General features: G+C 60.4%; 20 protein-coding genes. 8 read left to right on the forward strand and 12 right to left on the reverse strand.

What is annotated here, in order from left to right; all coding sequences use genetic code 11:
* Position 1: 1 nt before the first annotated feature.
* A complete protein-coding gene (ccoN, locus tag ACZRMS_RS04165; RefSeq protein ID WP_463994248.1) occupies positions 2-1,426 on the reverse strand; it encodes a cytochrome-c oxidase, cbb3-type subunit I in 1,425 nt (474 codons plus the stop codon).
* A gap of 73 nt (positions 1,427-1,499) precedes the next feature.
* Here ccoN and ACZRMS_RS04170 point away from each other — a divergent pair, with 73 nt between their 5' ends.
* Complete coding sequence (locus ACZRMS_RS04170) at positions 1,500-2,183, forward strand: alpha/beta family hydrolase (protein ID WP_463994249.1); 684 nt, start codon at positions 1,500-1,502, stop codon at positions 2,181-2,183.
* A 97-nt stretch (positions 2,184-2,280) separates the two neighbouring features.
* On the opposite strand, the gene ACZRMS_RS04175 is transcribed toward ACZRMS_RS04170, so the two are convergent.
* From ACZRMS_RS04175 to acnA, 3 genes are all read right to left on the reverse strand, one after another.
* Positions 2,281-3,846 (reverse strand): methyl-accepting chemotaxis protein, encoded by a 1,566-nt coding sequence (locus tag ACZRMS_RS04175; protein WP_463994250.1) that lies wholly within the window; start codon positions 3,844-3,846, stop codon positions 2,281-2,283.
* 103 nt (positions 3,847-3,949) lie between these two features.
* Complete coding sequence (locus ACZRMS_RS04180; RefSeq protein WP_463994251.1) at positions 3,950-4,741, reverse strand: lysostaphin resistance A-like protein; 792 nt, start codon at positions 4,739-4,741, stop codon at positions 3,950-3,952.
* Positions 4,742-4,855: 114 nt separating this feature from the next.
* Positions 4,856-7,600 (reverse strand): aconitate hydratase AcnA, encoded by a 2,745-nt coding sequence (acnA, locus tag ACZRMS_RS04185; RefSeq protein WP_463994252.1) that lies wholly within the window; start codon positions 7,598-7,600, stop codon positions 4,856-4,858.
* Positions 7,601-7,815: 215 nt separating this feature from the next.
* On the opposite strand from acnA, the gene rlmM reads away from it, so the two are divergent.
* Both rlmM and tusA read left to right on the forward strand, forming a co-directional pair.
* Positions 7,816-8,892 (forward strand): 23S rRNA (cytidine(2498)-2'-O)-methyltransferase RlmM, encoded by a 1,077-nt coding sequence (rlmM, locus tag ACZRMS_RS04190; protein ID WP_463994253.1) that lies wholly within the window; start codon positions 7,816-7,818, stop codon positions 8,890-8,892.
* Positions 8,893-8,906: 14 nt separating this feature from the next.
* Complete coding sequence (gene tusA / locus ACZRMS_RS04195) at positions 8,907-9,155, forward strand: sulfurtransferase TusA (protein WP_048358471.1); 249 nt, start codon at positions 8,907-8,909, stop codon at positions 9,153-9,155.
* Positions 9,156-9,269: 114 nt separating this feature from the next.
* On the opposite strand, the gene ACZRMS_RS04200 is transcribed toward tusA, so the two are convergent.
* Positions 9,270-10,670: an MATE family efflux transporter gene (locus ACZRMS_RS04200; protein WP_463994254.1), complete on the reverse strand. Its 1,401-nt coding sequence runs from the start codon at positions 10,668-10,670 to the stop codon at positions 9,270-9,272.
* A 175-nt stretch (positions 10,671-10,845) separates the two neighbouring features.
* On the opposite strand from ACZRMS_RS04200, the gene pdxB reads away from it, so the two are divergent.
* Positions 10,846-11,991, forward strand: coding sequence for a 4-phosphoerythronate dehydrogenase PdxB (pdxB, locus tag ACZRMS_RS04205; RefSeq protein ID WP_463994255.1), 1,146 nt, complete (start codon positions 10,846-10,848; stop codon positions 11,989-11,991).
* A gap of 114 nt (positions 11,992-12,105) precedes the next feature.
* Here the strand turns inward: pdxB and ACZRMS_RS04210 are convergent, their stop codons facing one another.
* Entirely contained in the window at positions 12,106-12,282 is a 177-nt protein-coding gene (locus ACZRMS_RS04210; protein WP_463994256.1) for a PA1571 family protein, read from the reverse strand.
* 264 nt (positions 12,283-12,546) lie between these two features.
* On the opposite strand from ACZRMS_RS04210, the gene ACZRMS_RS04215 reads away from it, so the two are divergent.
* Entirely contained in the window at positions 12,547-14,304 is a 1,758-nt protein-coding gene (locus ACZRMS_RS04215; RefSeq protein WP_463994257.1) for an ABC transporter transmembrane domain-containing protein, read from the forward strand.
* A gap of 146 nt (positions 14,305-14,450) precedes the next feature.
* Here ACZRMS_RS04215 and ppnP read toward each other — a convergent pair whose 3' ends face one another.
* Both ppnP and ACZRMS_RS04225 read right to left on the reverse strand, forming a co-directional pair.
* A complete protein-coding gene (gene ppnP, locus ACZRMS_RS04220; RefSeq protein WP_463994258.1) occupies positions 14,451-14,732 on the reverse strand; it encodes a pyrimidine/purine nucleoside phosphorylase in 282 nt (93 codons plus the stop codon).
* Positions 14,733-14,810: 78 nt separating this feature from the next.
* Positions 14,811-15,353: a 3'-5' exonuclease gene (locus ACZRMS_RS04225; protein ID WP_463994259.1), complete on the reverse strand. Its 543-nt coding sequence runs from the start codon at positions 15,351-15,353 to the stop codon at positions 14,811-14,813.
* A 210-nt stretch (positions 15,354-15,563) separates the two neighbouring features.
* Between ACZRMS_RS04225 and ACZRMS_RS04230 the strand changes: the two genes are divergently transcribed.
* A complete protein-coding gene (locus ACZRMS_RS04230; RefSeq protein ID WP_463994260.1) occupies positions 15,564-16,343 on the forward strand; it encodes a substrate-binding periplasmic protein in 780 nt (259 codons plus the stop codon).
* A gap of 55 nt (positions 16,344-16,398) precedes the next feature.
* On the opposite strand, the gene ACZRMS_RS04235 is transcribed toward ACZRMS_RS04230, so the two are convergent.
* From ACZRMS_RS04235 to dsbD, 4 genes are all read right to left on the reverse strand, one after another.
* A complete protein-coding gene (locus tag ACZRMS_RS04235) occupies positions 16,399-16,947 on the reverse strand; it encodes an RNA polymerase factor sigma-70 (protein WP_463994261.1) in 549 nt (182 codons plus the stop codon).
* Between the two features lie 249 nt (positions 16,948-17,196).
* A complete protein-coding gene (dsbG, locus tag ACZRMS_RS04240; RefSeq protein ID WP_463994262.1) occupies positions 17,197-17,970 on the reverse strand; it encodes a thiol:disulfide interchange protein DsbG in 774 nt (257 codons plus the stop codon).
* Positions 17,949-18,821: a TlpA family protein disulfide reductase gene (locus ACZRMS_RS04245; RefSeq protein ID WP_463994263.1), complete on the reverse strand. Its 873-nt coding sequence runs from the start codon at positions 18,819-18,821 to the stop codon at positions 17,949-17,951. The genes dsbG and ACZRMS_RS04245 overlap by 22 nt, the downstream gene beginning before the upstream one ends.
* Entirely contained in the window at positions 18,822-20,561 is a 1,740-nt protein-coding gene (gene dsbD, locus ACZRMS_RS04250) for a protein-disulfide reductase DsbD (RefSeq protein WP_463994264.1), read from the reverse strand.
* A 146-nt stretch (positions 20,562-20,707) separates the two neighbouring features.
* Between dsbD and ACZRMS_RS04255 the strand changes: the two genes are divergently transcribed.
* Both ACZRMS_RS04255 and ACZRMS_RS04260 read left to right on the forward strand, forming a co-directional pair.
* Positions 20,708-21,388 carry a response regulator gene (locus tag ACZRMS_RS04255; protein ID WP_463994265.1) on the forward strand — a complete coding sequence of 227 codons (681 nt, stop codon included), beginning with the start codon at positions 20,708-20,710 and terminating at the stop codon, positions 21,386-21,388.
* The gene (locus tag ACZRMS_RS04260; protein WP_463994266.1) at positions 21,385-22,716 is read left to right on the forward strand and encodes an ATP-binding protein; all 1,332 of its coding nucleotides are present in this window, start codon (positions 21,385-21,387) and stop codon (positions 22,714-22,716) included. The genes ACZRMS_RS04255 and ACZRMS_RS04260 overlap by 4 nt, the downstream gene beginning before the upstream one ends.
* The last annotated feature ends 253 nt before the right edge of the window (positions 22,717-22,969 follow it).

The following is a 22,969-nucleotide window of genomic DNA, read 5'->3' on the forward strand; positions in this document are numbered from 1 at the left end:
CTCAGGCCATCTGCGCGGCGGCTACGACTTCAGCGGGCTCGGCGTTACGCACGGTGCGCCAAGTGTTGTAAGCCATCAGCAACATGCCGCTGAAGAAGATCGCACCGCCGACCAGTCGCACGACATAGCCCGGGTGGCTGGCCACCAGGGTTTCGACGAAGGAGTAAGTCAGCGTGCCGTCTTCGTTGACTGCGCGCCACATAAGGCCTTGGGCGATGCCGTTGACCCACATCGAGGCGATGTAGAGCACGGTACCGATGGTGGCCAGCCAGAAATGCGCGTTGATCAGGCCCAGGCTGTACATCTGCGGGCGACCGAAGATTTTCGGGATCATGTGATACAGCGCACCAATCGAAATCATCGCCACCCAGCCCAGAGCGCCGGCGTGTACGTGGCCGATGGTCCAGTCGGTGTAGTGGGAGAGGGCGTTGACGGTCTTGATTGCCATCATCGGACCTTCGAAGGTCGACATGCCGTAGAAGGCCAGGGACACCACGAGGAATCGCAGGATCGGGTCGCTGCGCAACTTATGCCAGGCGCCCGAGAGGGTCATCATGCCGTTAATCATGCCGCCCCAGCTGGGTGCCAGCAGGATCAGCGACATCACCATGCCCAGCGACTGGGCCCAGTCCGGCAGTGCGGTGTAGTGCAGGTGATGGGGGCCGGCCCAGATGTACAGGGTGATCAGCGCCCAAAAGTGCACGATGGACAGCCGATAGGAGTAGATCGGACGTTCGGCCTGTTTTGGCACGAAGTAGTACATCATCCCCAAAAAGCCCGCCGTAAGGAAAAAGCCTACGGCGTTATGCCCGTACCACCACTGCACCATGGCGTCAGTGGCGCCACCGTAGAGCGAGTAGGACTTGGTGAAGCTCACCGGGATTTCCAGGTTGTTGACGATGTGCAAAATGGCCACGGTCACGATAAAGGCGCCGAAGAACCAGTTGCCCACGTAGATGTGCTTGGTCTTGCGCTTCATGATCGTGCCGAAGAACACGATGGCGTACGCCACCCAGACGATGGTGATCAAAATGTCGATCGGCCATTCCAGCTCTGCGTATTCCTTGGAGCTGGTGTAGCCCAGCGGCAGGCTGATGGCTGCCAGCACAATCACCAGTTGCCAGCCCCAGAAGGTAAACGCCGCGATCCTGGGCGAGAACAGGGTGGCCTGGCAGGTGCGTTGCACCGAGTAGAACGAAGCGGCGAACAAGGCGCAGCCGCCGAAGGCGAAGATCACTGCGTTTGTGTGTAAAGGGCGCAGGCGCCCGAAACTGGTCCAGGGCAAATTGAAGTTGAGTTCCGGCCAAACCAACTGCGCGGCGAGAAAAACGCCGAGCCCCATACCGACGATGCCCCAAACCACCGTCATAATGGCAAATTGGCGGACCACCTTGTAGTTGTAGGCGGTACTTGTAGAAGTGTTCATGGTTCCCCATCCACGGTTCAGGCGAATACAAATGCACGCCTGGAGTTATAGGCAGACTAAAAGCGAGGCAAGCATGGGTGTAGCAGGCGTGGTCGGTATTGACGGGGATCAATGGCTTAAGTGCGTGGAACAGCGGGGCTGGCTGTGGAATGGCGCGCCAACCCCTTCATCCATGACGCTGATCCTGGCCCACGGTGCGGGTGCTCCGATGGACAGTGCCTGGATGACAGGCATGGCTGAACGCCTTGCTGCACGCGGGGTGAGCGTGTTGCGCTTCGAGTTCCCGTACATGGCTCAGCGTCGGCTAGATGGTGGTAAAAGGCCACCAAATCAGCAGGCAAAATTGCTTGAATGCTGGCATGAGGTATTTACCGAGGTGCGACGGCATGTCGCTGGGCAATTGGCCATCGGCGGCAAGTCCATGGGCGGGCGCATGGCCAGTTTGGTTGCCGATGAGCTGAAAGCGGATCGTCTGGTGTGCCTGGGCTACCCGTTTTATGCCGCCGGCAAACCGGAAAAACCCCGGGTGGCGCATCTGGCTGAACTGCAAACGCCGACCCTGATCGTGCAGGGCGAGCGTGATGCGCTGGGCAACCGCGAGGCGGTAGAGGCCTACACCCTGGCGCCGGGCATCGAGCTGTTCTGGTTGGTATCCGGGGATCATGACCTCAAGCCCTTGAAGGCTTCAGGGTTTACCCATGAGCAGCATCTGGATGCGGCGGCGGACAAGATTGCGCGGTGGTTGCAGCAACCTTGAATGATTTGTGGGAGCGAACCTGCTCGCGATGGCATCAACGCGGTGCAAGTGTTGAACCGCAGCGATCCAGTCGCGAGCAGGCTCGCTCCCACAAGGGTCAGCGGTTAAACCGCGCTACCAGTGAGTACTGGGTATTCACGGTCTGGCTCAGCTCTTCGCTCAACAGCGCCGAATGCTGCGCCTGCTCGGAGGTCTGGTCGGCGAGGTCGGCAATGGTGCTGATGTTGCGGCTGACTTCTTCAGCCACCGCACTTTGCTCTTCGGTCGCGGCGGCGATCTGGGCGGTCATGTCAGTGATGTTGGCCACCGCCTCGCTGATACCGATCAGTGCCTGGTCTGCCTCCAGCACGCGAGCCACGCCTTCTTCAGCCTGACGGTGCCCGGCGTTCATGGTTTGCACTGCCGTGGCGGCGGTCTGTTGCAGCTTGGCAATCAGGCCATGAATCTGCCCGGTCGATGTACTGGTGCGTTGTGCCAGCTGGCGCACTTCGTCAGCCACCACGGCAAAGCCGCGGCCCATTTCACCTGCCCGTGCAGCTTCGATGGCGGCGTTCAAGGCCAGGAGGTTGGTTTGGTCGGCAATGCCCTTGATCACATCGACTACGCCGCCGATCTCATCGCTGTCCTTGGCCAGTTGCGTGACCGTGGCTCCGGTTTCGCCCACCACCACCGACAAGCGCTCAATGGCTTCGCGGGTTTCACCGGCAATATCGCGGCCGCGGCTGGTCAGGCGGTTGGCCTCTTGCGTGGCGTCAGCGGTGCGTTGTACGTGGCTTGCCACTTCCAGGGTAGTGGCGGCCATCTGGTTGACCGCGGTCGCCACTTGCTCGGTCTCGACGCGCTGGCGTTCCAGCCCGACAGAACTCTTGTGCGCCAGGATGTCCGATTGACGGGCTTGCCCGCTCAGATGCTCGGCGGTGTCCTGCAGGCGCGTCAGGCAGGTTTTCAGGCGTGCTTCCTGGCTCAGGATGGACATTTCCAGACGCGCTTGCGGGCCACGGCTGTCGGTGTACATCTGGGCGATCAGCGGGTCGGACGTGGTTTGTTCGGCCAGGCGCAACAGGCGCTTGATTCCGCGCTGTTGCCAGCTCAGGCCGAGCAACCCCAGCGGGATCGACAGCAGGGCGGCCAGGGCAAATCCCCAGCTGGAATTGAGCAGGGCGCCGATCATGAAACTCAACTGGCTGACCAGAATAAACGGCAGCCAGTCCTGCAGCGCCGGCAGCCACTTGTCGCGCTGGGGCACTGCCGATTTGCCGCGATTGAGGCGTGAGTACAGGGCCTCGGCACGGCGGATTTGTTCAGCCGTCGGTTTGACCCGCACCGACTCATAACCCACCACGCGGTCGTTCTCGAAAACCGGGGTCACGTAAGCATTGACCCAGTAATGGTCGCCGTTCTTGCAGCGGTTCTTGACGATACCCATCCACGGAGCACCTTTTTTCAGGGTGCTCCACATGTGCTCAAAAACCGCAGACGGCACATCGGGATGGCGCACAAGATTGTGCGGCGCGCGTATCAGCTCTTCACGCGAAAACCCGCTGATTTCCATAAAGTCATCGTTGCAATAGGAAATGACACCTTTGGCATCGGTTGTAGAAATCAACCGTTGTAGCGCGGGGAAGGTGCGTTCGCGTTGAGTGATGGGCTGGTTATTACGCATGTCGTTTCAATCCGCAAGACTTTGACAGGCTGTCGGCATGTGTATGGAATTGTTTAATTTATATTTCAGGCGCCGGGGCGTTTATAAACGCCCCGGCAGTTGCTCAGGGCATGAGCATCGGGTAGGTGAAAAACACGAAATGCAGCACGTTGAGCCCAAAGTGCGTGGCAATCGCCGCACCCAGCCCGCCAAAGCGGTAGGCCAGGCCATAACCGATCCCTGCCAGCCCTGCCAGCAACACCCATTTCCAGCCGGCGGCGGCATGGGCCAGCCCGAACAGCACGGCGGTTACCAGCAGCGCTATCGCCTGGCCGTAGGGCAGCAACTTGAGGCGCCGGCTGAGCCCGCCCTGGATATAACCGCGAAACAGCGCCTCTTCAACCAGCGTCACCAGCAGCAGATTGTTCAGCAACCAGATAGTGCTTTGCGGCGGCCATTTCGGCGCCCAGGCGATCATGCCCAGCAGCATCGCCCCCCCAAGCGCCAGAGTGACCGCCAGCGCCAGGCCCATCAAACTGGCGCCCAGAGAGGCTCGCCAGGCAAAACGTGGCGCAATCCACGGGCACACCAACAGCAGCCAGAAGCCGATCAGTGGCTTGTCCAGGTTGAAGTACATCGAGAGCGGTACGGCATCGGGTGTCAGCCACGTCGGACTGTTGGCCCGACCGTTATGAAAACCCGGCAGCCAATGCAGGGCCAGCGCCAGGGCCAGCAGAATAAAGAGCCCGTGGCCGGCGTAACGCAGGTAGTGGTTTTTGCTTTGGCGTGCGGCAAGCCCGCTGATAGTCAGCAGGGCCAGCGTGATCAGGGTTTGAACCCCCAATTGCCCGTAGCTCAGGGCAAGGCCGTAGCCCAGGGTCAGAAGTGCCAGATAAGGCCATGGCAGCGCAATCATGAAAATCCTTGGAATCGTTAAAAAGCACCCCGGATCAGGTCCGGGGTGCGCCAGTATAACGATTCGGGCCCTTGTGGGAGCGAGCAGGCTCGCCCCCACAAGGTTGAGGTGCGGCTAGGAGGCAATCAGCTGGCGCAGTACATAGTGCAAGATCCCTCCCGCCTTGAAGTACTCCACTTCGTTGAGCGTATCAATCCTGCACAACACGTCGACTTTCTCCTGGCTGCCATTTTCGCGGGTGATGACCAGTGTCAGGCTCATCCGCGGTTGCAGCTCGGCATCTGTCAGCCCCAGGATATCCAGGGTTTCCTTGCCCGTGAGGTTCAGGGATTTGCGGTTCTGGTCGAGTTTGAACTGCAGTGGCAGCACGCCCATGCCCACCAGGTTTGAGCGGTGTATGCGCTCAAAGCTCTCGGCAATCACCGCCTTGACCCCCAGCAGGTTGGTGCCCTTGGCTGCCCAGTCACGGCTTGAACCTGTGCCGTATTCCTGGCCGGCGATCACCACCAGTGGTGTGCCTGATGCCTGATAGCGCATGGCTGCATCGTAAATCGACAGTTTTTCGCCGCTCGGGATGAAGATCGTATTGCCGCCTTCTTCGCCGCCGAGCATTTCGTTGCGAATCCGGATATTGGCAAAGGTGCCGCGCATCATCACTTCGTGGTTGCCGCGTCGCGAACCATAGGAGTTGAAGTCCCGGGGTTCGACGCCTTTCTCGCGCAGGTAGCGCCCGGCGGGGCTGTCGGCCTTGATATTGCCGGCAGGGGAGATGTGGTCCGTGGTCACCGAGTCGCCCAGCAGTGCCAGGATATTCGCGCCCTTGACGTCTTCGATCACCGGTAACGGCCCGCTGATGTTGTCGAAAAACGGTGGGTGCTGGATATACGTCGAATCGTCTTGCCAGACATACGTCGCCGCTTGCGGCACTTCAATGGCCTGCCACTGGGCATCACCGGCAAATACTTCGGCGTACTCCTTGTGGAACATGCTGGTGGTGACCTGGGCCACGGCGTCGGCGATCTCTTTCTGGCTTGGCCAGATATCGCGCAGGTACACCGGCTTGCCATCCTTGCCCACACCCAGTGGGTCACGGCTGATATCAGTGCGCACCGTACCTGCCAGGGCATAGGCCACTACCAGCGGCGGGGATGCCAGCCAGTTGGTTTTCACCAGCGGGTGCACGCGCCCTTCAAAGTTGCGGTTGCCCGACAGCACCGAGGCTACGGTCAGATCAGATTGGGTGATGGCTTTTTCAATCGGCTCTGCCAGAGGCCCGGAGTTGCCGATGCAGGTGGTGCAGCCGTAACCCACCAGGGCGAAGCCCAGTTGGTCGAGGTACTGGGTAAGGCCTGCGGCCTTGTAGTAATCGGTCACCACCTTTGAGCCCGGGGCCAGCGAGGTCTTGACCCACGGCTGGCTCTGGAGGCCTTTTTCAACGGCTTTTTTCGCCACCAGCCCGGCGGCCATCATCACGCTCGGGTTCGAGGTGTTGGTGCAGGAGGTAATGGCGGCGATCACCACCGCGCCGTTTTTCAGGCGGTAGGTCTTGCCTTCAACGCTGTAGTCCGCTTCTCCGATCAAATCGGCATTGCCCACGGCCACGCCGCCACCGCCTTCGCTCTCAAGGCGACCGACTTCTTTTTTATCGGCCGGCTTGAACTGCAAATTGAGAAACTCTTCGAACGCTTGCCCGACATTGGGCAGCGAAACCCGGTCTTGCGGGCGTTTTGGCCCGGCCAGGCTGGCTTCGACGGTACCCATGTCCAGGGCCAGGGTTTCGGTAAAAATCGGCTCCTGGCCGGCTACCCGCCACAGGCCCTGGGCTTTGCAATAGGCTTCGACCAGTTTGACGGCGGGCTCAGGGCGACCGGACAAGCGAAGGTAGTCCAGAGTGATGTCATCGACCGGGAAAAAGCCGCAGGTGGCGCCGTACTCGGGGGCCATGTTGGCAATGGTGGCCCGATCAGCCAATGGCAGGTCGGCCAGACCATCGCCATAAAATTCGACAAACTTGCCGACTACGCCCTTGCTGCGCAGCATTTGCGTGACGGTCAGCACCAGGTCCGTGGCGGTGATGCCTTCTTTAAGCTTGCCGCTGAGCTTGAACCCCACCACTTCCGGGATCAGCATCGACACGGGCTGGCCGAGCATGGCCGCTTCGGCTTCAATCCCGCCCACCCCCCAGCCCAGCACACCGAGGCCATTGATCATGGTGGTATGGGAGTCGGTGCCCACCAGTGTGTCGGGGAACGCGTAGGTGCGGCCGTCTTCGTCCTTGGTCCAGACCGTGCGGCCCAGGTACTCCAGGTTCACCTGATGGCAAATCCCGGTGCCGGGCGGCACTACTCTGAAGTTATCAAAGGCATTTTGCCCCCAGCGCAAAAACGCATAACGCTCACCGTTACGTTCCATCTCGATATCGACGTTTTGCTCAAAGGCGCCGGGGCTGTTGAACCGGTCGACCATCACTGAGTGGTCAATCACCAGATCCACCGGGGACAGCGGGTTGATCCGCTGCGGGTCGCCGCCAGCCCTGGCCATCGCTGCGCGCATGGCGGCCAGATCGACCACGGCCGGTACGCCGGTAAAGTCCTGCATCAGCACCCGGGCCGGGCGGTACTGGATTTCCCGGTCACTGCGACGCTCCTTGAGCCAGGCAGCCAGTGCCTTGAGGTCGGGCTCGGTGACGGTTTTACCGTCTTCCCAGCGCAGCAGGTTTTCCAGCAGCACTTTGAGCGACATCGGCAGCTTGCTCAGGTCGCCCAGTGATTTGGCGGCCAGCGGCAGGCTGAAGTAGTGATAAGTCTTATCGTCGACTTTTAGTGTGGCGAGGGTATTCAGGCTATCAAGGGAGGACATGAAATGACTCCTTTTGACCCGCATGGTACGGATCGTGTGGAACGGACAGAGCTTCTAACCTAGCCCTGAATCATCTATATGGCTAATAACTGGACTGTCTATAAGCGTTCAAGGTTCCGAACTCAGTTATCATGCCCGCCTTTTCGTGACACGCCTTGCTCCAAAGCAAGGTTGCGCAGCCGGCCAATTCCCGCCAGCTGCCCAGGAGTAATTCAATGAACACCGTTTTTATGCACTGCCGTCCCGGTTTTGAAGGCGAAGTCTGCTCGGAAATCGCCGAGCACGCTGCACGCCTCAACGTCTCTGGCTACGCCAAGGCCAAGCCGAGCACTGCTTGCGCCGAGTTTGTGTGCACCGAAGCAGGCGGGGCCGAGCGCCTGATGCGCGGCTTGCGGTTTGCCGAACTGATTTTCCCGCGCCAATGGGCCCGGGGTGGCTTTGTCGATCTGCCAGAAACCGACCGTATCAGCGTAATCCTTGAACACATGGCCGACTTCCCGGTGTGTGGCAGCCTGTGGCTGGAAATCGTCGACACCAACGATGGCAAAGAACTGTCCAACTTCTGCAAAAAGTTTGAAGCCCATTTGCGCAAGGCGCTGATCAAGGCCGGCAAACTGGTGGAAGAAGACGCGCACAAGCCGCGCCTGCTGCTGACCTTCAAAAGTGGCCGTGAAGTGTTCCTTGGTCTGGCCGAGTCTGATAACTGCGCCATGTGGCCCATGGGCATCCCGCGCCTGAAGTTCCCGCGTGAAGCGCCGAGCCGCTCGACCCTCAAGCTGGAAGAGGCCTGGCACCACTTCATCCCCCGCGACCAGTGGGACGAGCGCTTGCACAGCGACATGACCGGCGTCGACCTGGGCGCAGCCCCGGGTGGCTGGACCTGGCAGCTGGTCAATCGCGGCATGATCGTGACGGCCATCGACAACGGCCCCATGGCCGAGAGCCTGATGGACACCGGTCTGGTGCAGCACTTGATGGCCGATGGTTTTACCTTCAAGCCCAAGCAGCCCGTGGACTGGATGGTGTGCGATATCGTCGAGAAGCCGGCGCGCAACGCGGCGATGCTGGAAGAATGGATTGGCGAAGGCCATTGCCGTGAAGCAGTGGTTAACTTGAAACTGCCGATGAAGCAGCGTTATGCCGAAGTGCGTCGCTTGCTCGACCGCATTGCCGACGGTTTCAAGGCACGGGGCATCCAGGTAGAAATCGGCTGCAAGCAGCTGTACCACGACCGTGAAGAAGTAACCTGCCATTTGCGTCGTATTGACGTGAAAAAACCTAAATCTCGCTGATTCAGGAGTGAATGATGAGTTTTGCTGATCTGCCGGTTGACGGCACTCTGGACGCTACCGGCCTCAACTGTCCTGAGCCGGTAATGATGCTGCACCAATACATTCGCGACCTGGCGCCGGGCGGCTTGCTGAAAGTCATCGCCACCGACCCCTCGACCCGCCGTGACATACCCAAGTTCTGTGTGTTTCTGGACCATGAACTGGTAGGTCAGCAGGAAGAGGCGGGCACGTACCTGTACTGGATCCGCAAAAAGCAGGATTGATCCTCACCTTGTGGGAGCGGGCTTGCTCGCGATTCAGGCGCAGAGATTGTTCGGACACTGCGCGCTAATACCATCGCGAGCAAGCCCGCTCCCACAAAAGCCAGTTGCTACAGGCTATGCCGCGCGACGAATGCGCTTTTTCGCACTGCGGGCCAGTCGCACGCCGAGCATCAGCGCGGCGCAGGTCAGGCCCACGATCAGACCCTGCCACAGCCCGCTCGGGCCATTGGCTTCGCCGAACCAGTCAGTCAGCCCCAACGCATACCCCACCGGCAAGCCGATGCCCCAATAGGCGAACAGCGTCAGGATCATCGTTACCCGCGTGTCCTGATAACCGCGCAGCGCACCGGCGGCGGTCACTTGAATCACATCCGAAAACTGATACAGCGCCGCGAACATCAGCAACATGGTCGCGACTTCGATCACCATCGGATCGGCGGTGTAGACCGTTGCAATCGACTCGCGCAACAACAGGATCAGGCTGGCTGAAATCGCCGCCCATACCAGCGCCGTGCCCATGCCGACCCCAGCCACAAACCGCGCTTCCCGGGGTTGATCACGGCCCAGGGCCTGGCCCACGCGCACGGTAATTGCCATGCCCAGCGAATACGGGATCATGAACACCAGTGAACTGAAGTTCAGGGCGATTTGATGGCCCGCCACCACGGTGGCCCCAAGGCTGCCGATCAACAGCGCAATCACCGCAAAAATACTCGACTCGGCGAAGACCGCTATCCCGATCGGCAGGCCCACGCTGAGCAAACGCTTGATGATCGCCCACTTTGGCCATTCAAAATGACTGTACACCTGGCTCGATTTGTAAATCGCGCCCCGGAAAGTCCAGACCACCATGCCCAGAGCCATGAACCACATCACAATGGCCGTGGCCCAGCCGCAGCCCACGCCGCCCATGGCCGGGACGCCGAAGTGGCCGTAGATAAAGATGTAGTTGATCGGGATATTGAGGGCCAGGGCGCTCAGCCCAAGGATCATGCTGGGCCGGGTCTTGCCCAGGCCGTCGCTGAAGTTGCGCAACACGCAATACAGCCCCACGGCCGGCATGCCACTGGCGATACCGTGCAGATAGCCCATGCTCGGCTCGATCAGTTCGGGGTCGACCTTCATCAAATGCAGCAACGGTTCGGCCCCGATCAAAATCAGGGCCGCGCACAGGCCGGTAATCAAGGCCAGCCACATGGCCTGGCGCACGATCGGGCCGATTTCACCCTGTGCATTGGCGCCAAAGCGCTGGGCGACCTTGGGCGTGGTTGCCAGCAAAATGCCCGACATCAGCAAAAACACCGGCACCCAAATGGAGTTGCCCAGCGCCACGGCAGCCAGATCCCGTGGCCCGACGCGCCCGGCCATGACCGCATCGACAAACCCCATGGCGGTGGTGGCGATCTGGGAAATGATGATTGGAAACGCCAGCGCCAACAGCGCGTGCACTTCCGTGCGCACCCGGGCCGGGCGGCTGGCAGCAGTAGAAGGAGGGTTATGAGTTACAGAGTTCACAAGCGTGTATCCACAGTGATTAACGCGCAAAGCCGGCAATTGTACGCCTGACCAAATGGTCAGAAAACATTGAGTTGTAGGAGCTTTGTAAACGTGATTGTGAGTACCTTCCACACCCGGCTGGCCCATTCGTCGCAACAACGCCTACACTGCCACTCCGCGAAAGGAGCCTGCCATGTTGATTGTTGCTGACGAAAATATTCCGCTGCTCGAAGAATTTTTTGCTGACTTCGGTGAAATACGCCGTTTTCCGGGCCGCCAGATCAGCCGCGCCGACGTGCTTGATGCCGATATCCTGCTGGTGCGCTCTGTGACCAAAGTCGACCGCGACCTGCTCGAAGGCAGCGCCGTGCGGTTTGTCGGGACGTGCACCATCGGCACTGACCACCTGGCCCTCGAGTACTTTCAGCGTGCCGGTATTCAGTGGTCCAGCGCTCCCGGCTGCAATGCCCGTGGTGTGGTGGACTACGTGCTCGGCAGCTTGCTGACCCTGGCCGAAATCGAAGGCGCCGATCTGACGCAACGCACCTACGGTGTGGTGGGCGTCGGGGAAGTGGGTGGGCGTCTGGTCCAGGTCCTGCGTTCGCTGGGCTTCAACGTGCTGCTCTGCGACCCGCCGCGTCAGGCAGATGAAGGTGGCGATTACGTCAGCCTCGAACAGATCATCGAGCAATGCGATGTCATCAGCCTGCATACCCCGCTGGACAAAACCGGCAGCGCCCCGACCTGGCACTTGCTCGACCGCGAGCGCCTGAACCAGTTGAAACCCGGGACATGGCTGATCAATGCCAGCCGTGGCGGGGTAGTCGACAATGCCGCGCTGCGTGAAGTACTGACCCGGCGCGAAGACCTGCAAGCGGTGCTGGACGTGTGGGAAGGTGAGCCACAAGTAGACGTCGAACTGGCTGACCTGTGCGTACTGGCGACCCCGCATATTGCCGGGTACAGCCTGGATGGAAAACAGCGGGGCACGGCGCAGATTTATCAGGCGCTGTGCGATTACCTTGGCCATTTGCCACAGGTCAAACTTGCCGACTTGTTGCCCGCCCCCTGGCTGGCGAAGGTTGAAATGAGTGCCGACAGCGATCCTGCCTGGGCCATGGCCATGCTTTGTCGTGGCGTGTACGACCCGCGCCGTGACGACGCCGATTTTCGTCGCAGCCTGATCGGCAGTGTCGAAGAGCAAAAGCTGGCGTTCGATGGCTTGCGCAAGAACTACCCGGTTCGCCGTGAAATCGAAGGCCTGGCCGTGCATGTCGACGGCGACTCAGTGGCCTTGAATCAACTGGTGAAAGCCTTGGGCGGGGTGCTGGTGCCGTAATTGAAGGCATAAAAAAACCGGCCTTACGCTGTAAGGCCGGTCAGTGATTCTTGAACGGCTATCCAATATGCAGGCGCTGGCTAGTCAACGCCTGCAGAAGGGTACGACAGAGGATCAATCTTTGCGCACAGGCTTGACCAGACGCTGCTCCAGCTCATGGCAGGCGTTCTGGATCATCGCCTCGGTGATCAAAATCTCCTGACCATTCTCGTCGATAATCGCGCAGCCCAAAGATTGCTGTGGTTGGGTGCGAATCACCGGTACGGCTTGAGCGTTGTGTTGCAAATCCATGGCCTGTCTCCTCATCAGGGTGTATCGATACTGTAGATCCGTTTAATGACCAAGCTGTGACAAACGCAGTAACAAACTTGGCGGCTATTCCAGTCCAACAGAAATACTCCGAAACTTCCAGCCTCACTTTAGAACATTAAAGCCTAGGGTTTAATGTTCCAGGTCATATTCAAAACGAGTGAGAAAGGTTTACCGGTATAAGCAGAACTTCGTTGTAGGCTGTGTAAGGCTTTTCACGCTGGTTCACTTTCCGGATACCTACTGATGCTTTCTTCCCGTCACCGCCGTGCCATTCGTCTGGCCATGCATTTTGTTGCGCCCTACCGTTGGCAGGCCTTTGGCGCCTTGCTGGCGCTGATTGTCACAGCGGGCATCACCTTGTCGATGGGGCAGGGCATCCGCCTGTTGGTCGACAAGGGTTTCATGACCCAGTCCCCGCACCTGCTCAACCAGTCCATCGGTTTTTTTCTGATCCTGGTGCTGGGTTTGTCGGTGGGCACCTTTGTGCGTTTTTACCTGGTGTCGTGGATTGGCGAACGGGTGGTGGCGGATATTCGGCGTCAGGTGTTCAACCACCTGATCGACTTGCACCCGGGGTTCTATGAAAACAACCGCAGCTCGGAAATCCAGTCACGGTTGACCACCGATACCACGTTGCTGCAATCGGTCATTGGCTCTTCGCTGTCCCTGTTCCTGCGCAACAGCCTGATGGTGATTGGCGGCGTCGTGCTGCTGTTTGTCACCAACCCGAAACTGACCAGTATCGTGGTGGTCGCCTTGCCCCTGGTGCTGGTGCCGATCCTGTTTTTTGGGCGCCGGGTGCGCAGCCTGTCGCGCCAGAGTCAGGACCGTATCGCCGATGTGGGCAGCTATGTCGCCGAAGCCCTGGGCCAGATCAAAACGGTGCAGGCCTACAACCACCAGCAGCAAGACCAGCAACGTTTTGCCACGACGGTTGAGCACGCGTTTGCCACGGCCCGTAAACGCATCCTGCAGCGCTCGTGGCTGATTACCCTGGTGATCCTGCTGGTGCTGGGCGCGGTGGGGGTGATGCTGTGGGTCGGCGGCATGGACGTGATTGCCGGGCGGATCACCGGTGGCGAACTGGCCGCGTTCGTGTTCTACAGCCTGATCGTCGGCAGTGCGTTCGGCACCTTGAGTGAAGTGATCGGCGAGCTGCAACAAGCGGCGGGGGCGGCGGAGCGGATTGCCGAACTGTTGCAGTCAAAAAGCCTGATTGAGCCACCGGGCACGGGGTTGCAGGTGTTGCCTGAGCGGGTCAAGGGGAATCTGCTGCTTGAAGATCTGCATTTCTCCTATCCTTCGCGCCCGGAAAGTTACGCCATTGACGGCCTGAGCCTGACGATCAATGCGGGTGAAACCCTGGCCCTGGTCGGTCCTTCCGGGGCGGGCAAGTCGACGTTGTTTGATTTGCTGCTGCGTTTTTACGACCCCCAGCAAGGCCGGATCCTGCTTGAAGGCTTGCCGATCACCCGGCTTGATCCCCAGGACCTGCGCCGTTGCTTTGCCTTGGTGTCGCAAACCCCGGCACTGTTTTTCGGCACCATTGAAGACAACATTCGTTATGGCAATGCAGGGGCCAGTGACGAGCAAGTCGAAGCAGCGGCACGGATTGCCCATGCGCACGATTTCATCCTGCAAATGCCCGAGGGCTACAAAACCCACCTGGGTGATGGGGGTTTGGGCTTGTCGGGCGGTCAGCGCCAGCGTTTGGCAATTGCCCGGGCGTTGCTGGTGGATGCGCCGATCCTGTTACTGGACGAAGCCACCAGTGCCCTTGATGCCCAGAGCGAGCATTTGATCCAGCAAGCCTTGCCCAGCCTGATGCAAGGCCGCACGACCCTGGTGATCGCCCACCGCCTGGCCACCGTGCAGAACGCCGACCGCATCGCGGTGATGGACCAGGGCAGGCTGGTCGCCATCGGCACCCACGCACAGTTGATCGCCAGCAATGCGCTGTATGCGCGGCTGGCGGCGCTGCAATTCAATGTGGGGGTGTGAGATCTGTGGCAGCTGCCGAGGGACGATGGCTTGAGATACCTCAATCGCGGGAGCGAGCCTGCTCGCGAAAATCATTCGCGAGCAGGCTCGCTCCCACAGAGGGTCTTGACCGGTGACAGAGTATCTACAGGGGAGTGTGCAGGGCCTTAGCGGTACTCACACAGGTAAGCCGTATCAACGGCCACTTTCAGCTGGAACTTGCTGTTGGCCGGCACGTTGAACTGGCTGCCGCTTTTGAACGTTTCATACTCGCTGCTGCCTGGCAGTTTGACGCTCAGCTCACCCGACACCACGTGCATGATTTCGCGCTCGGCCGTGCCGAACTCGTACTCACCCGCAGCCATGACGCCAATGGTGGCTTTGCCTTCGGTTTGCGTGAAGGCAATCGACTTGACGGTACCGTCGAAGTATTCGTTGACTTTGAACATGGCGATTCCTCGGAATGGGCTAAAAAGGGCTGGCCAGTATGCAGAAGCGGTTTTATCCCGTCACGCCCTTTATGGCCGCTAAACCTTGAGGATCAGTGGCAACAAACGCGCGGTGTTGCGTGCATCTTCCAGTGCGCGATGTTGCTGCCCGTTGAACTGCATCCCGGCCAGTTGCAGCGCGCTGTTAAGCCCCAGCGGACGCTTTAGCTGGCGGGCCTGGGCAAACTGTTGCTTGAGGTTGGCGTGAGGCAATTGCATCAGTGCACTGGCGAGCTGCTTTTGGCGCCATTCCTGTTCCAGTTGCTTGCGATCGTAGTCGCCCCAGCTGGCCCAGCCTTCCAGTTTGGGCAGGTGCTGGCCCAGCCAGCGTTCGAACTGTTCCCACACCAGCGTCATCGGCGCTGCGGCATCAATGTTGGCCTGGGTGATGCGGGTCAGTTGCCGGCAAAACGGGGTCAGCAACGGGCGCCGTTGCGGGCGGATGAAACGCTGAAAATGATCCACCTCGCGACCTGCGCGGGTGACCACGCTGGCGCCGATTTCAATCACTTCCATTTCCTCGAGGGGCCAGCCGCCATCATCAGTGGTGGCTTCCAGGTCAATTACCAGCCAGTGAGGCATGTGCAGCTTCCTTTAACAGCATCGGCGTTGAAGTTGGAGCGTAGCTAAAGCACCGGCCAAAGCGCTTATTTTGTAGTGGGCCAGTCAATCGCTTGCTTGCTAGTCTATATGCGCTTTAATGGTGTGCGTGCTCGATCTCAGGTCGTGTGTCGATCAATAAGTTCCCGCCATGGGCGGCGCCGGATGTGTATGGTTTTGAAGTGTTTGCCAATGCAGATGGCCCACTGTCTGGCGCTGGCCCTTGGCATGATCTGGGTGGCGCCGGCGTTGGCCGTTCAGGAAGTCAGGGTCGGGGCTGCGCATTTTCCGCCATACACCGTACGCCCGGAACGGGGTGGCGGCACGGGGCTGTTGTCGCAATTGCTCAATGCACTCAACCTGTTGCAGGGCGATTATCGTTTTGTCCTTGTACCCAGCTCCATCCCGCGGCGCCAGCGTGATTTCGAGCAGGGGCGGGTGGACATGATGATGTTTGAAAACCCGGCCTGGGGCTGGCAGGTGCATGCGTACAACGCAGTCGACATGGGCCTTGAAGACGCTGAAGTGTTTGTCGCCAAAAAGCACCCCGATCGCCAGCAAAGCTATTTCGATGATCTGGACGGCAAACGGCTCGCGCTGTTTAGCGGGTATCACTATGCCTTTGCCGGATTCAATGCCGCCCCGACATTTCTGACCGACACTTTCAACGCGACCCTTACGTACTCCCACGAAAGCAACCTGTTGATGGTTCAGCGCGGGCGGGTAGATATCGCTTTGATTACCCGCTCCAACCTCATCGACTTGCTGCGCCATGACCCGCAGGCCAGGTCAGAGGTCATGGTGTCCGAGCGTATCGATCAGACCTACCGTCACTTCGCCCTGTTGCGGCCTGAAGCACCGATCCAGGGTCAGCATTTTGCCCGGATGCTGCAACAGCTTCGCGAGAATGGTGAGCTGGTGGCTATTTTTGCGCCCTACAAAATTGCAGTGGTTGCAGTAGAGCCTTTCTAGGAGGGTGAGTGTTGCAGCGCCTGCGGGAAGTGGCTCCCACAGGCAGGCGGGGCGCTCAGCGGCGGGCGAATGTGTCGGCTTGGGTTCCGGACACTTTGCGGCAATGAATCAGGGCATCGCGAATCATGAAGTTGACCAGAGTCGGCGACACGCCCAACTCCCTGGCAATGTCCTTTTGCTGAACCCCGTGCAGGCGATACATCTCGAATGCATAGCGGGTGCGGCTCGGCAGTTCGGTCAGCGCCACCGCGATGTGTTCCAGGGTCGAGAAGTTGATCAGTGAGGTTTCTGGAGACGCGCCGTGGATGACCACATTCAAACCTTCTTCTTCCGTGCCCGAGTACCTCAATTCCAGCGCCTGCTTGCGGTAGTGATCGATCGCCAGGTTGCGCACGATCTGGAACAGGTAGCTGAGCTGTGCCTTGAATGACGTGGTGATCTGCGGTGCCGACTGCAAGCGGAAGAACGCATCCTGCACCACGTCTTCGGCCCGGGACCGGCAGCCGGTGATACGGGCTGCGATCTTGACCAGGACCAGCCGGTTTTCAACAAAGGCCTGAAGAAGGGGTGAGTCACACTTGCCTGTGGACATTTGTTCCGTCATGGAGATCACCTGCTGCGAATGAGTGAGTGAGGGCCCCGGCGGGGGAGGCGTCCTACACAGCTGGTCACAAACTAGGCTTAATGATAATGATTGTCAATTGAGAAACAGAATTAATACCCGTTCTCGGGGCGGACTGAGACATGCCTCACACGCGCACCTGGCGGGCGTGCGGGCTCGTTGTTGCGCGGGCTGAAGAAGGGAAGGCAGAACGATTGCAGGCTGCGATCTGATGATCGCAGCCTGCGGCACTTACTTGGGCCCCAGAATCTGCACCAGTTTGTCCGGTGACGGCGCACCCTGTTGCTGTTGCAGGTTGCCCTGTGCGTCCAGATAGAAAATCGCCGGGGTCGCGGCGACATCCAGTTCTTCCATCAGCTGTGCGTTCGCATCGAGCTTGGCCTGCACGTCAGCCGGGATTTTTTCCAGGGGCTTGAGCTTGCTGGCCTTGCCGGCCTTCTCATGCTCGTGCAGGGCTTGCTGCGGGTCTTTGGCGGCCAGCAGGGCGCCGGATTTGGCCGGGCTGTCTTCGCGGATAATGCCCACCATGATATGACGCAATTGCACCTTGCCCGAGTCGACCCAAGGGCGTGCCTGCTCCCAGAACATGTTGCAGTACGGGCAGTTCGGGTCGCTGAACAGGTAAACGATGCGGGGTGCATCCGCCTTGCCGTCGGCGATCCAGTTGCTCTTTTCCATGTTGGTCCAGACTTGCTTGGCCATGGGTTCGTACACCAGCTTTTGCAGCGGTGCCAGGCTCAGGTCCTTGCCGTCGGCGTCATACAGGTTGCCCACCAGCACATTGCCGTCCTTGGTCAGGTACAGCGCCATGCCACGGTTCTGGTACTGGGCTGCGAACCCGCGCAAATCCCCCGGCGCATCAAAACTGCCAACGATTTTTGCGCCCTTGGCTTCAATCTTCTTGATGGCTGGCGGCAGTTCTTCAGCCTGCAACACAGGCGACTGCAGGAGCGAGGCGCCCAGCAGTGTGGTCATGCTCAGGGTTAACAGTTTGCGGTTAAGCATTTTTGCTGATTCCTTGCAGGGTCGGCCTGTTGGGCCGACATTGAATTGTTCTGTTCGAAAGGTTCCATGGCCCGGGCCAGGCTGGCTTGTGACAGTTCGCCCAGATGGCTGCCCAGCAGGCGGCCTTCAGCGCTGTAGAACAGGGTAGTCGGCAGGGCCATCGAGCCGACTTTTTGTGCCAGTTGGCCGCCGCTGTCGAACAGCACGTTACTGAGGTTCAGACCCTGTGTTTCAAGGAAGGTGCTGACGCTCTGCATGCTTTCGCCCTGGTTGACGAACAGGAAGGTCACGTCCTGATGCTGGTTCTGCGCGTTCTGCAGCACCGGCATTTCGCGCCGGCACGGCGGGCACCAGGTGGCCCACAGGTTGATCACCAGAGGGCCGCCCTGATAACTGCTCAACTCTACCGATTCACCATGGGCGTTGCGCATCACCATCTCCGGCAGGCGCGTGCCCTGTTCGTAAAGGCTGGACGAGAAACTGGCCAGCAGCCAGAACGCCAGCCCGCTGCCAAGGCCCCAGCCCAAAGGGCGACGCAACCCGCTGCGGCGCCAGCCCCAGATCAACGCACCCACCACCACGGCCACCAGCCCCGGCCACAGCAAAAAGCCGCCGTCACGCAAGTCGAGCATTTGCAGCGGGTCTTCCTTGAAGTAGCGCCAGTAGCTGATGACGAAGCCGACGCGTGCCGTCAGCAAACCCAGCAAGAACAGGCTGAACAGCACTGACTCGGGGTTTTCACCACCGCGTTTGGCCACGCGCCAACCCACCAGTGTTGCCAGGGCAAGGGCCAGGATCAGCAGCAGGTGATTGATGGCCAGCGCAAACGAACCGATGGTCAGGGTGAGCATTTAGAGGGTTTCCCGAGTGGCGTTCCAGTGATTCAAAAAGGTCTGGGCGTTGACTTCGCCAGTGATGCGTTGTCCGCGACGCTCAACCCCGTCGGGACCGATCCAGGCAAAGCTGGGCGGGCCGGGTACTTGATAGCGGCCGAGCAGCTCGCGGCTGGCGACATTATCGGCGGTCACGTCAAGACGCAACAGGCGCACGCCCTGCAAGGCTTCCATCACCTGCGGTTGGCCAAAGACCTGTTTCTCCATGACCTTGCATGACACGCACCAGTCGGCGTAGTAGTCGAGCAATACCCATTGCCCATCCGCCTTGGCGCTGGCCAGTTCACGGTCCAGGGCGGCGGGGTCCTTGATGGTGATGAACGCATCATGGGCGGTGTTTGCGGTGCTGCCCGCCACGGTCTTGGCGGTGTACACCTGCAGCGGTTGCCACAGCTCGGTGCCGCCGCCGGCTGCACCCACCAGCAACAGGCTGCCCCACAGACCTGCCAGCAGGCTCAGGGGGCTGAACAGGGTTTTGGCGCGCAGGAATGCCTGCGCCTGTTGCCAGAGGCTGCTGGCGAAAATGATCAGCAGTACGCCCCACAGGCCGACCCACAAGGACTCGTCGAGTACAGGCCGTACCAGCAGCAGTGCGGTGCCCAGGAACAGGAAACCGAACAGGCCTTTCATCAGGTTCATCCAGGCACCGGGTTTAGGCAGGAAGCGACTGCCCACGGTGACCAGCAACAACAGCGGCACGCCGATCCCGACGCCCATCACAAACAGCACCAGGCCGCCTTCAACCGCGTTGCCGCTTTGCGCGATATACAGCAAGGCACCGGCCAGCGGCGCGGTCATGCACGGCCCAACCAGCAAGCCGGACAGCGCGCCAAGAATGCCTGCGCCCACCAGGCTGCCGCCTTTGCGCCCACGCCCGGCGGTTTCCAGACGGTCACGCAGGGCCGCGGGCAGTTGCAGTTCGAAAAAGCCGAACATCGGCAGCGACAACACCACGAACAGCGCGGCAAAGCTGCCCAGCAGCCAGGGTTGTTGCAGCAGTGCCTGCAAGTTGGCGCCCAGCAGGGCTGCCAGCACGCCCAGCCCGGCATACACCAGCGCCATGCTGACCACATAGCTGCCGGCCACGGCAAACCCGCGTCCGGTCGTGGCACCGCTGCCTACCACCAGCCCGGCCAGAATCGGCAGCATCGGCAGCGAGCAAGGGGTAAAGGCCAGCAGCAGGCCCAGGCCGAAGAACAGCAGCAAACTCCAGCCCAGGGAGCGCTGTTGCAAGCTGGCAGCCAGCGACTGGTCCTGTGCCTGGCCCTGGGCTGCAACCGGTTGCGTGCCACCCAGGTCAACGGTCTGGCTTTGTGGCGGGTAGCACAGCCCGGCATCGGCGCAGCCTTGCCAGCTGACCTTGACCTGACCGCTGGCGCCTGCCGGGATCAGCAGCTCAACGCGGTCGCGATAGACCTGGGTTGCGCCAAAAAACTCATCGCTGTGTTCCAGCCCCTGAGGCAGCTCAGGGGTATGCGCGGCCTCCAGCCCGTCGAACTTGAAACGCTTTTGATACAGATAGTACGTGTCGGCTATTTTCCACTGCAGACGGGTTTCGCCTGAGGGCAAGGGTTCGGCACTGAATGCAAAGGCCTTGTTGACCGGCAGAAAGTCGGGCTGTGAGAAAGGATTGTTCGCGGTCTGGGCCTGGGTCACGCCCACCAGACACATCAATAACAAGGACAGCAGCAAACGCATGAGTTAAGCCTTGGGCAAGTTCAAGTGACGCTACAGTGTGATCCTGCGATTAACCGATCATTAACCGATCCACATCAATCGGTTCACGGCATAATCGGCCCTTAATCCCATCGCCTTTTAATCGGCTCATTTACGCGGGTATCAGCATGCACGTACTGGTTTGCGAAGACGACGAACTGATCGCCAGCGGCATCAAGGCCGGGCTGACGGCCCAGGGCCTGACGGTTGAACACGTCAGCACGGCGGCTGCGGCGCGGGCCATGCTGAAAGCTGCCGAGTTCGATGTCATGGTGCTCGACCTGGGCCTGCCCGACGAAGACGGCCTCAAGCTGCTGCAACAGTTGCGTCAGCAAGGGCTGGAGTTGCCGGTGCTGATCCTTACCGCCCGCGATTCTGTCACCGACCGGGTAGACGGCCTGCAAGCCGGTGCCGATGATTACCTGCTCAAGCCCTTTGACCTGCGCGAACTGGCCGCCCGCCTGCACACCTTGCTGCGCCGGGTAGCGGGGCGCAGCGTCAACCTGATCGAACACGGCCCCCTGAGTTACGACCCCAGCAGCCGCGTGACCTTGCTTGCAGGCCAGCCGGTGGACTTGTCCCGCCGTGAACAGGCACTGCTGCAGGCCTTGCTGCACAACCGGGGGCGGGTGCTGTCCAGTGAGCAACTCAAGGACAGCATCTATGGCTTCGGTGACGAACTGGAGAGCAACGCCCTGAACGTGCATATCCACCACCTGCGGCGCAAATTGGGCAACGGCATCGTTGAAACCGTGCGGGGCCTGGGCTATCGCCTGGGCACGGCCGATGGTGCCGGGTCCGGCACATGATGAGCATGCGCCTGCGTCTGAGCCTGACCATTGGCTCGGCATTTGTCCTGGTCTGGGCATTGGCCGCGGCCTGGATGCTCAGCGACTTGCGTCAGCAAATGATGTTTTCCCTCGATCAGCGGCTGGTCGCCTCGGCGCGCATGGTGGCCGGGTTGCTGGAGCAATTGCCGCAATTGCCGGTGAAAGGCGAGGGCACCCACTTCAGCGCCGAACAGCTGACTATCCCTGGTGGCATGGCCTGCCAGGTCAGTTCGCTGCGCGGCGAGGTCCTGGCACGCAGCCACAACAATCCCGATCAGCCGATGCAATCCCAGGCGGCGGGTTTTCATGACCAGACCATCGACGGGGCCACCTGGCGCACCTTTACCCTGGATCGCGGCGACGTGCGCATCACCACCGCTGACCGGCAGGTGGAGCGCGAGGCACTGAACCTGTCTGTACTGCTGGCGGCATCGGTGCCGGTGGGCATGGCGCTGATGGTCTGCCTGCTGCTGCTGTGGCTGGGGATCGGCCAGGGCCTGGCGCCGCTCAACCGGATGCGCGATGCCCTGATGCGGCGTGACGCCGACTCACTGCAGCCGCTGCAAATCTCGCCCTTGCCCAGCGAACTCAAGCCGCTGCTCGACTCGCAGAACCAGCTGTTTGCGCGTATCGCCAAAGCCATCGAGCGCGAGCGGCGCCTGACCGGCGATGCTGCCCATGAACTGCGCAGCCCGCTGACCGCGATCAAAACCCACCTGCAAGTAGCGCGCATGACCGACGGCGAGGCCCGCGAACAGTCGCTGGCCCATGCCGAAGCCGGAGCCGACCGCTTGCACCGCACCCTTGAGCAATTGCTGCTGCTGGCGCGGGTGGAGGGCAGCCTGTCATTTGACGACGGGGTCAATTGTTCGGCAGGGCAAGTGGCGCGGCTGGCGATCCACGATGCGACCGGGGGCGATGGCGAGCGCATCCGTCTGCACCTGCCTGACGACTTGCCGGACACCGCGCTTGAAGTCCCTTCGGTGCTGGCCATTGCCGCGCTGCGCAACTTGCTGGACAACGCCTTGCGCCATACACCACCCGGCACCCAGGTGGAACTGTCGGTTGTCATCGACGGCCCCCAGGTGCGGTATGTGGTGCGTGACCATGGCCCCGGCATCCCGCCTGAAACCCTGCAACACATGACCCAGCGCTTCTGGCGCAACGGCAACAGCAACGGCTGCGGCCTGGGCCTGGCGATCGTGCAGGCGATTGTCGAGCGGTGTCGCTGTGAGCTGGTCTTCGACAGTCAGCCCGATGGCTTGCGGGTTGAGCTGCGCATGCCGTTGAAAGGTATCGACGCCTGATCCATGGGAGCAGCATCGCATCGGCAGCGGTGCGAATGCGCTCCAATGGACTGATTTCGTTACAACTTCAGTTGGACCTTGGTTTACAGTACCCGCGCTCTTGCGAACCACCCACAGGCGGCATTTTGTGGAGTGATTCCATTCCAGGTAAACAGACTCCACGGCGCATACACGGCCCCCTTGACCGCTTGTACGAGGCTGGCACAGAACGTGCTCATGTCCTTTTGTCCGCATCGAATAAACATGATGTTTG

The sequence above is a fragment of the Pseudomonas sp. B424 genome (assembly GCF_055408345.1).

What these genes read in the sequence shown, in the direction of transcription:
- ACZRMS_RS04180 (WP_463994251.1), bottom strand. Translation starts at nt 4,741, where the DNA reads ATGATTGCGCTGCCATGGCCTTATCTGGCACTTCTGACCCTGGGCTAC.
- tusA (WP_048358471.1), top strand. Translation starts at nt 8,907, where the DNA reads ATGAGTTTTGCTGATCTGCCGGTTGACGGCACTCTGGACGCTACCGGC.
- ACZRMS_RS04215 (WP_463994257.1), top strand. Translation starts at nt 12,547, where the DNA reads ATGCTTTCTTCCCGTCACCGCCGTGCCATTCGTCTGGCCATGCATTTT.
- ACZRMS_RS04230 (WP_463994260.1), top strand. Translation starts at nt 15,564, where the DNA reads ATGCAGATGGCCCACTGTCTGGCGCTGGCCCTTGGCATGATCTGGGTG.
- rlmM (WP_463994253.1), top strand. Translation starts at nt 7,816, where the DNA reads ATGAACACCGTTTTTATGCACTGCCGTCCCGGTTTTGAAGGCGAAGTC.
- pdxB (WP_463994255.1), top strand. Translation starts at nt 10,846, where the DNA reads ATGTTGATTGTTGCTGACGAAAATATTCCGCTGCTCGAAGAATTTTTT.
- ccoN (WP_463994248.1), bottom strand. Translation starts at nt 1,426, where the DNA reads ATGAACACTTCTACAAGTACCGCCTACAACTACAAGGTGGTCCGCCAA.
- ACZRMS_RS04170 (WP_463994249.1), top strand. Translation starts at nt 1,500, where the DNA reads ATGGGTGTAGCAGGCGTGGTCGGTATTGACGGGGATCAATGGCTTAAG.
- ACZRMS_RS04245 (WP_463994263.1), bottom strand. Translation starts at nt 18,821, where the DNA reads ATGCTCACCCTGACCATCGGTTCGTTTGCGCTGGCCATCAATCACCTG.
- dsbG (WP_463994262.1), bottom strand. Translation starts at nt 17,970, where the DNA reads ATGCTTAACCGCAAACTGTTAACCCTGAGCATGACCACACTGCTGGGC.
- ACZRMS_RS04175 (WP_463994250.1), bottom strand. Translation starts at nt 3,846, where the DNA reads ATGCGTAATAACCAGCCCATCACTCAACGCGAACGCACCTTCCCCGCG.
- ACZRMS_RS04225 (WP_463994259.1), bottom strand. Translation starts at nt 15,353, where the DNA reads ATGCCTCACTGGCTGGTAATTGACCTGGAAGCCACCACTGATGATGGC.
- ACZRMS_RS04235 (WP_463994261.1), bottom strand. Translation starts at nt 16,947, where the DNA reads ATGACGGAACAAATGTCCACAGGCAAGTGTGACTCACCCCTTCTTCAG.
- ACZRMS_RS04260 (WP_463994266.1), top strand. Translation starts at nt 21,385, where the DNA reads ATGATGAGCATGCGCCTGCGTCTGAGCCTGACCATTGGCTCGGCATTT.
- dsbD (WP_463994264.1), bottom strand. Translation starts at nt 20,561, where the DNA reads ATGCGTTTGCTGCTGTCCTTGTTATTGATGTGTCTGGTGGGCGTGACC.
- acnA (WP_463994252.1), bottom strand. Translation starts at nt 7,600, where the DNA reads ATGTCCTCCCTTGATAGCCTGAATACCCTCGCCACACTAAAAGTCGAC.
- ppnP (WP_463994258.1), bottom strand. Translation starts at nt 14,732, where the DNA reads ATGTTCAAAGTCAACGAATACTTCGACGGTACCGTCAAGTCGATTGCC.
- ACZRMS_RS04255 (WP_463994265.1), top strand. Translation starts at nt 20,708, where the DNA reads ATGCACGTACTGGTTTGCGAAGACGACGAACTGATCGCCAGCGGCATC.
- ACZRMS_RS04210 (WP_463994256.1), bottom strand. Translation starts at nt 12,282, where the DNA reads ATGGATTTGCAACACAACGCTCAAGCCGTACCGGTGATTCGCACCCAA.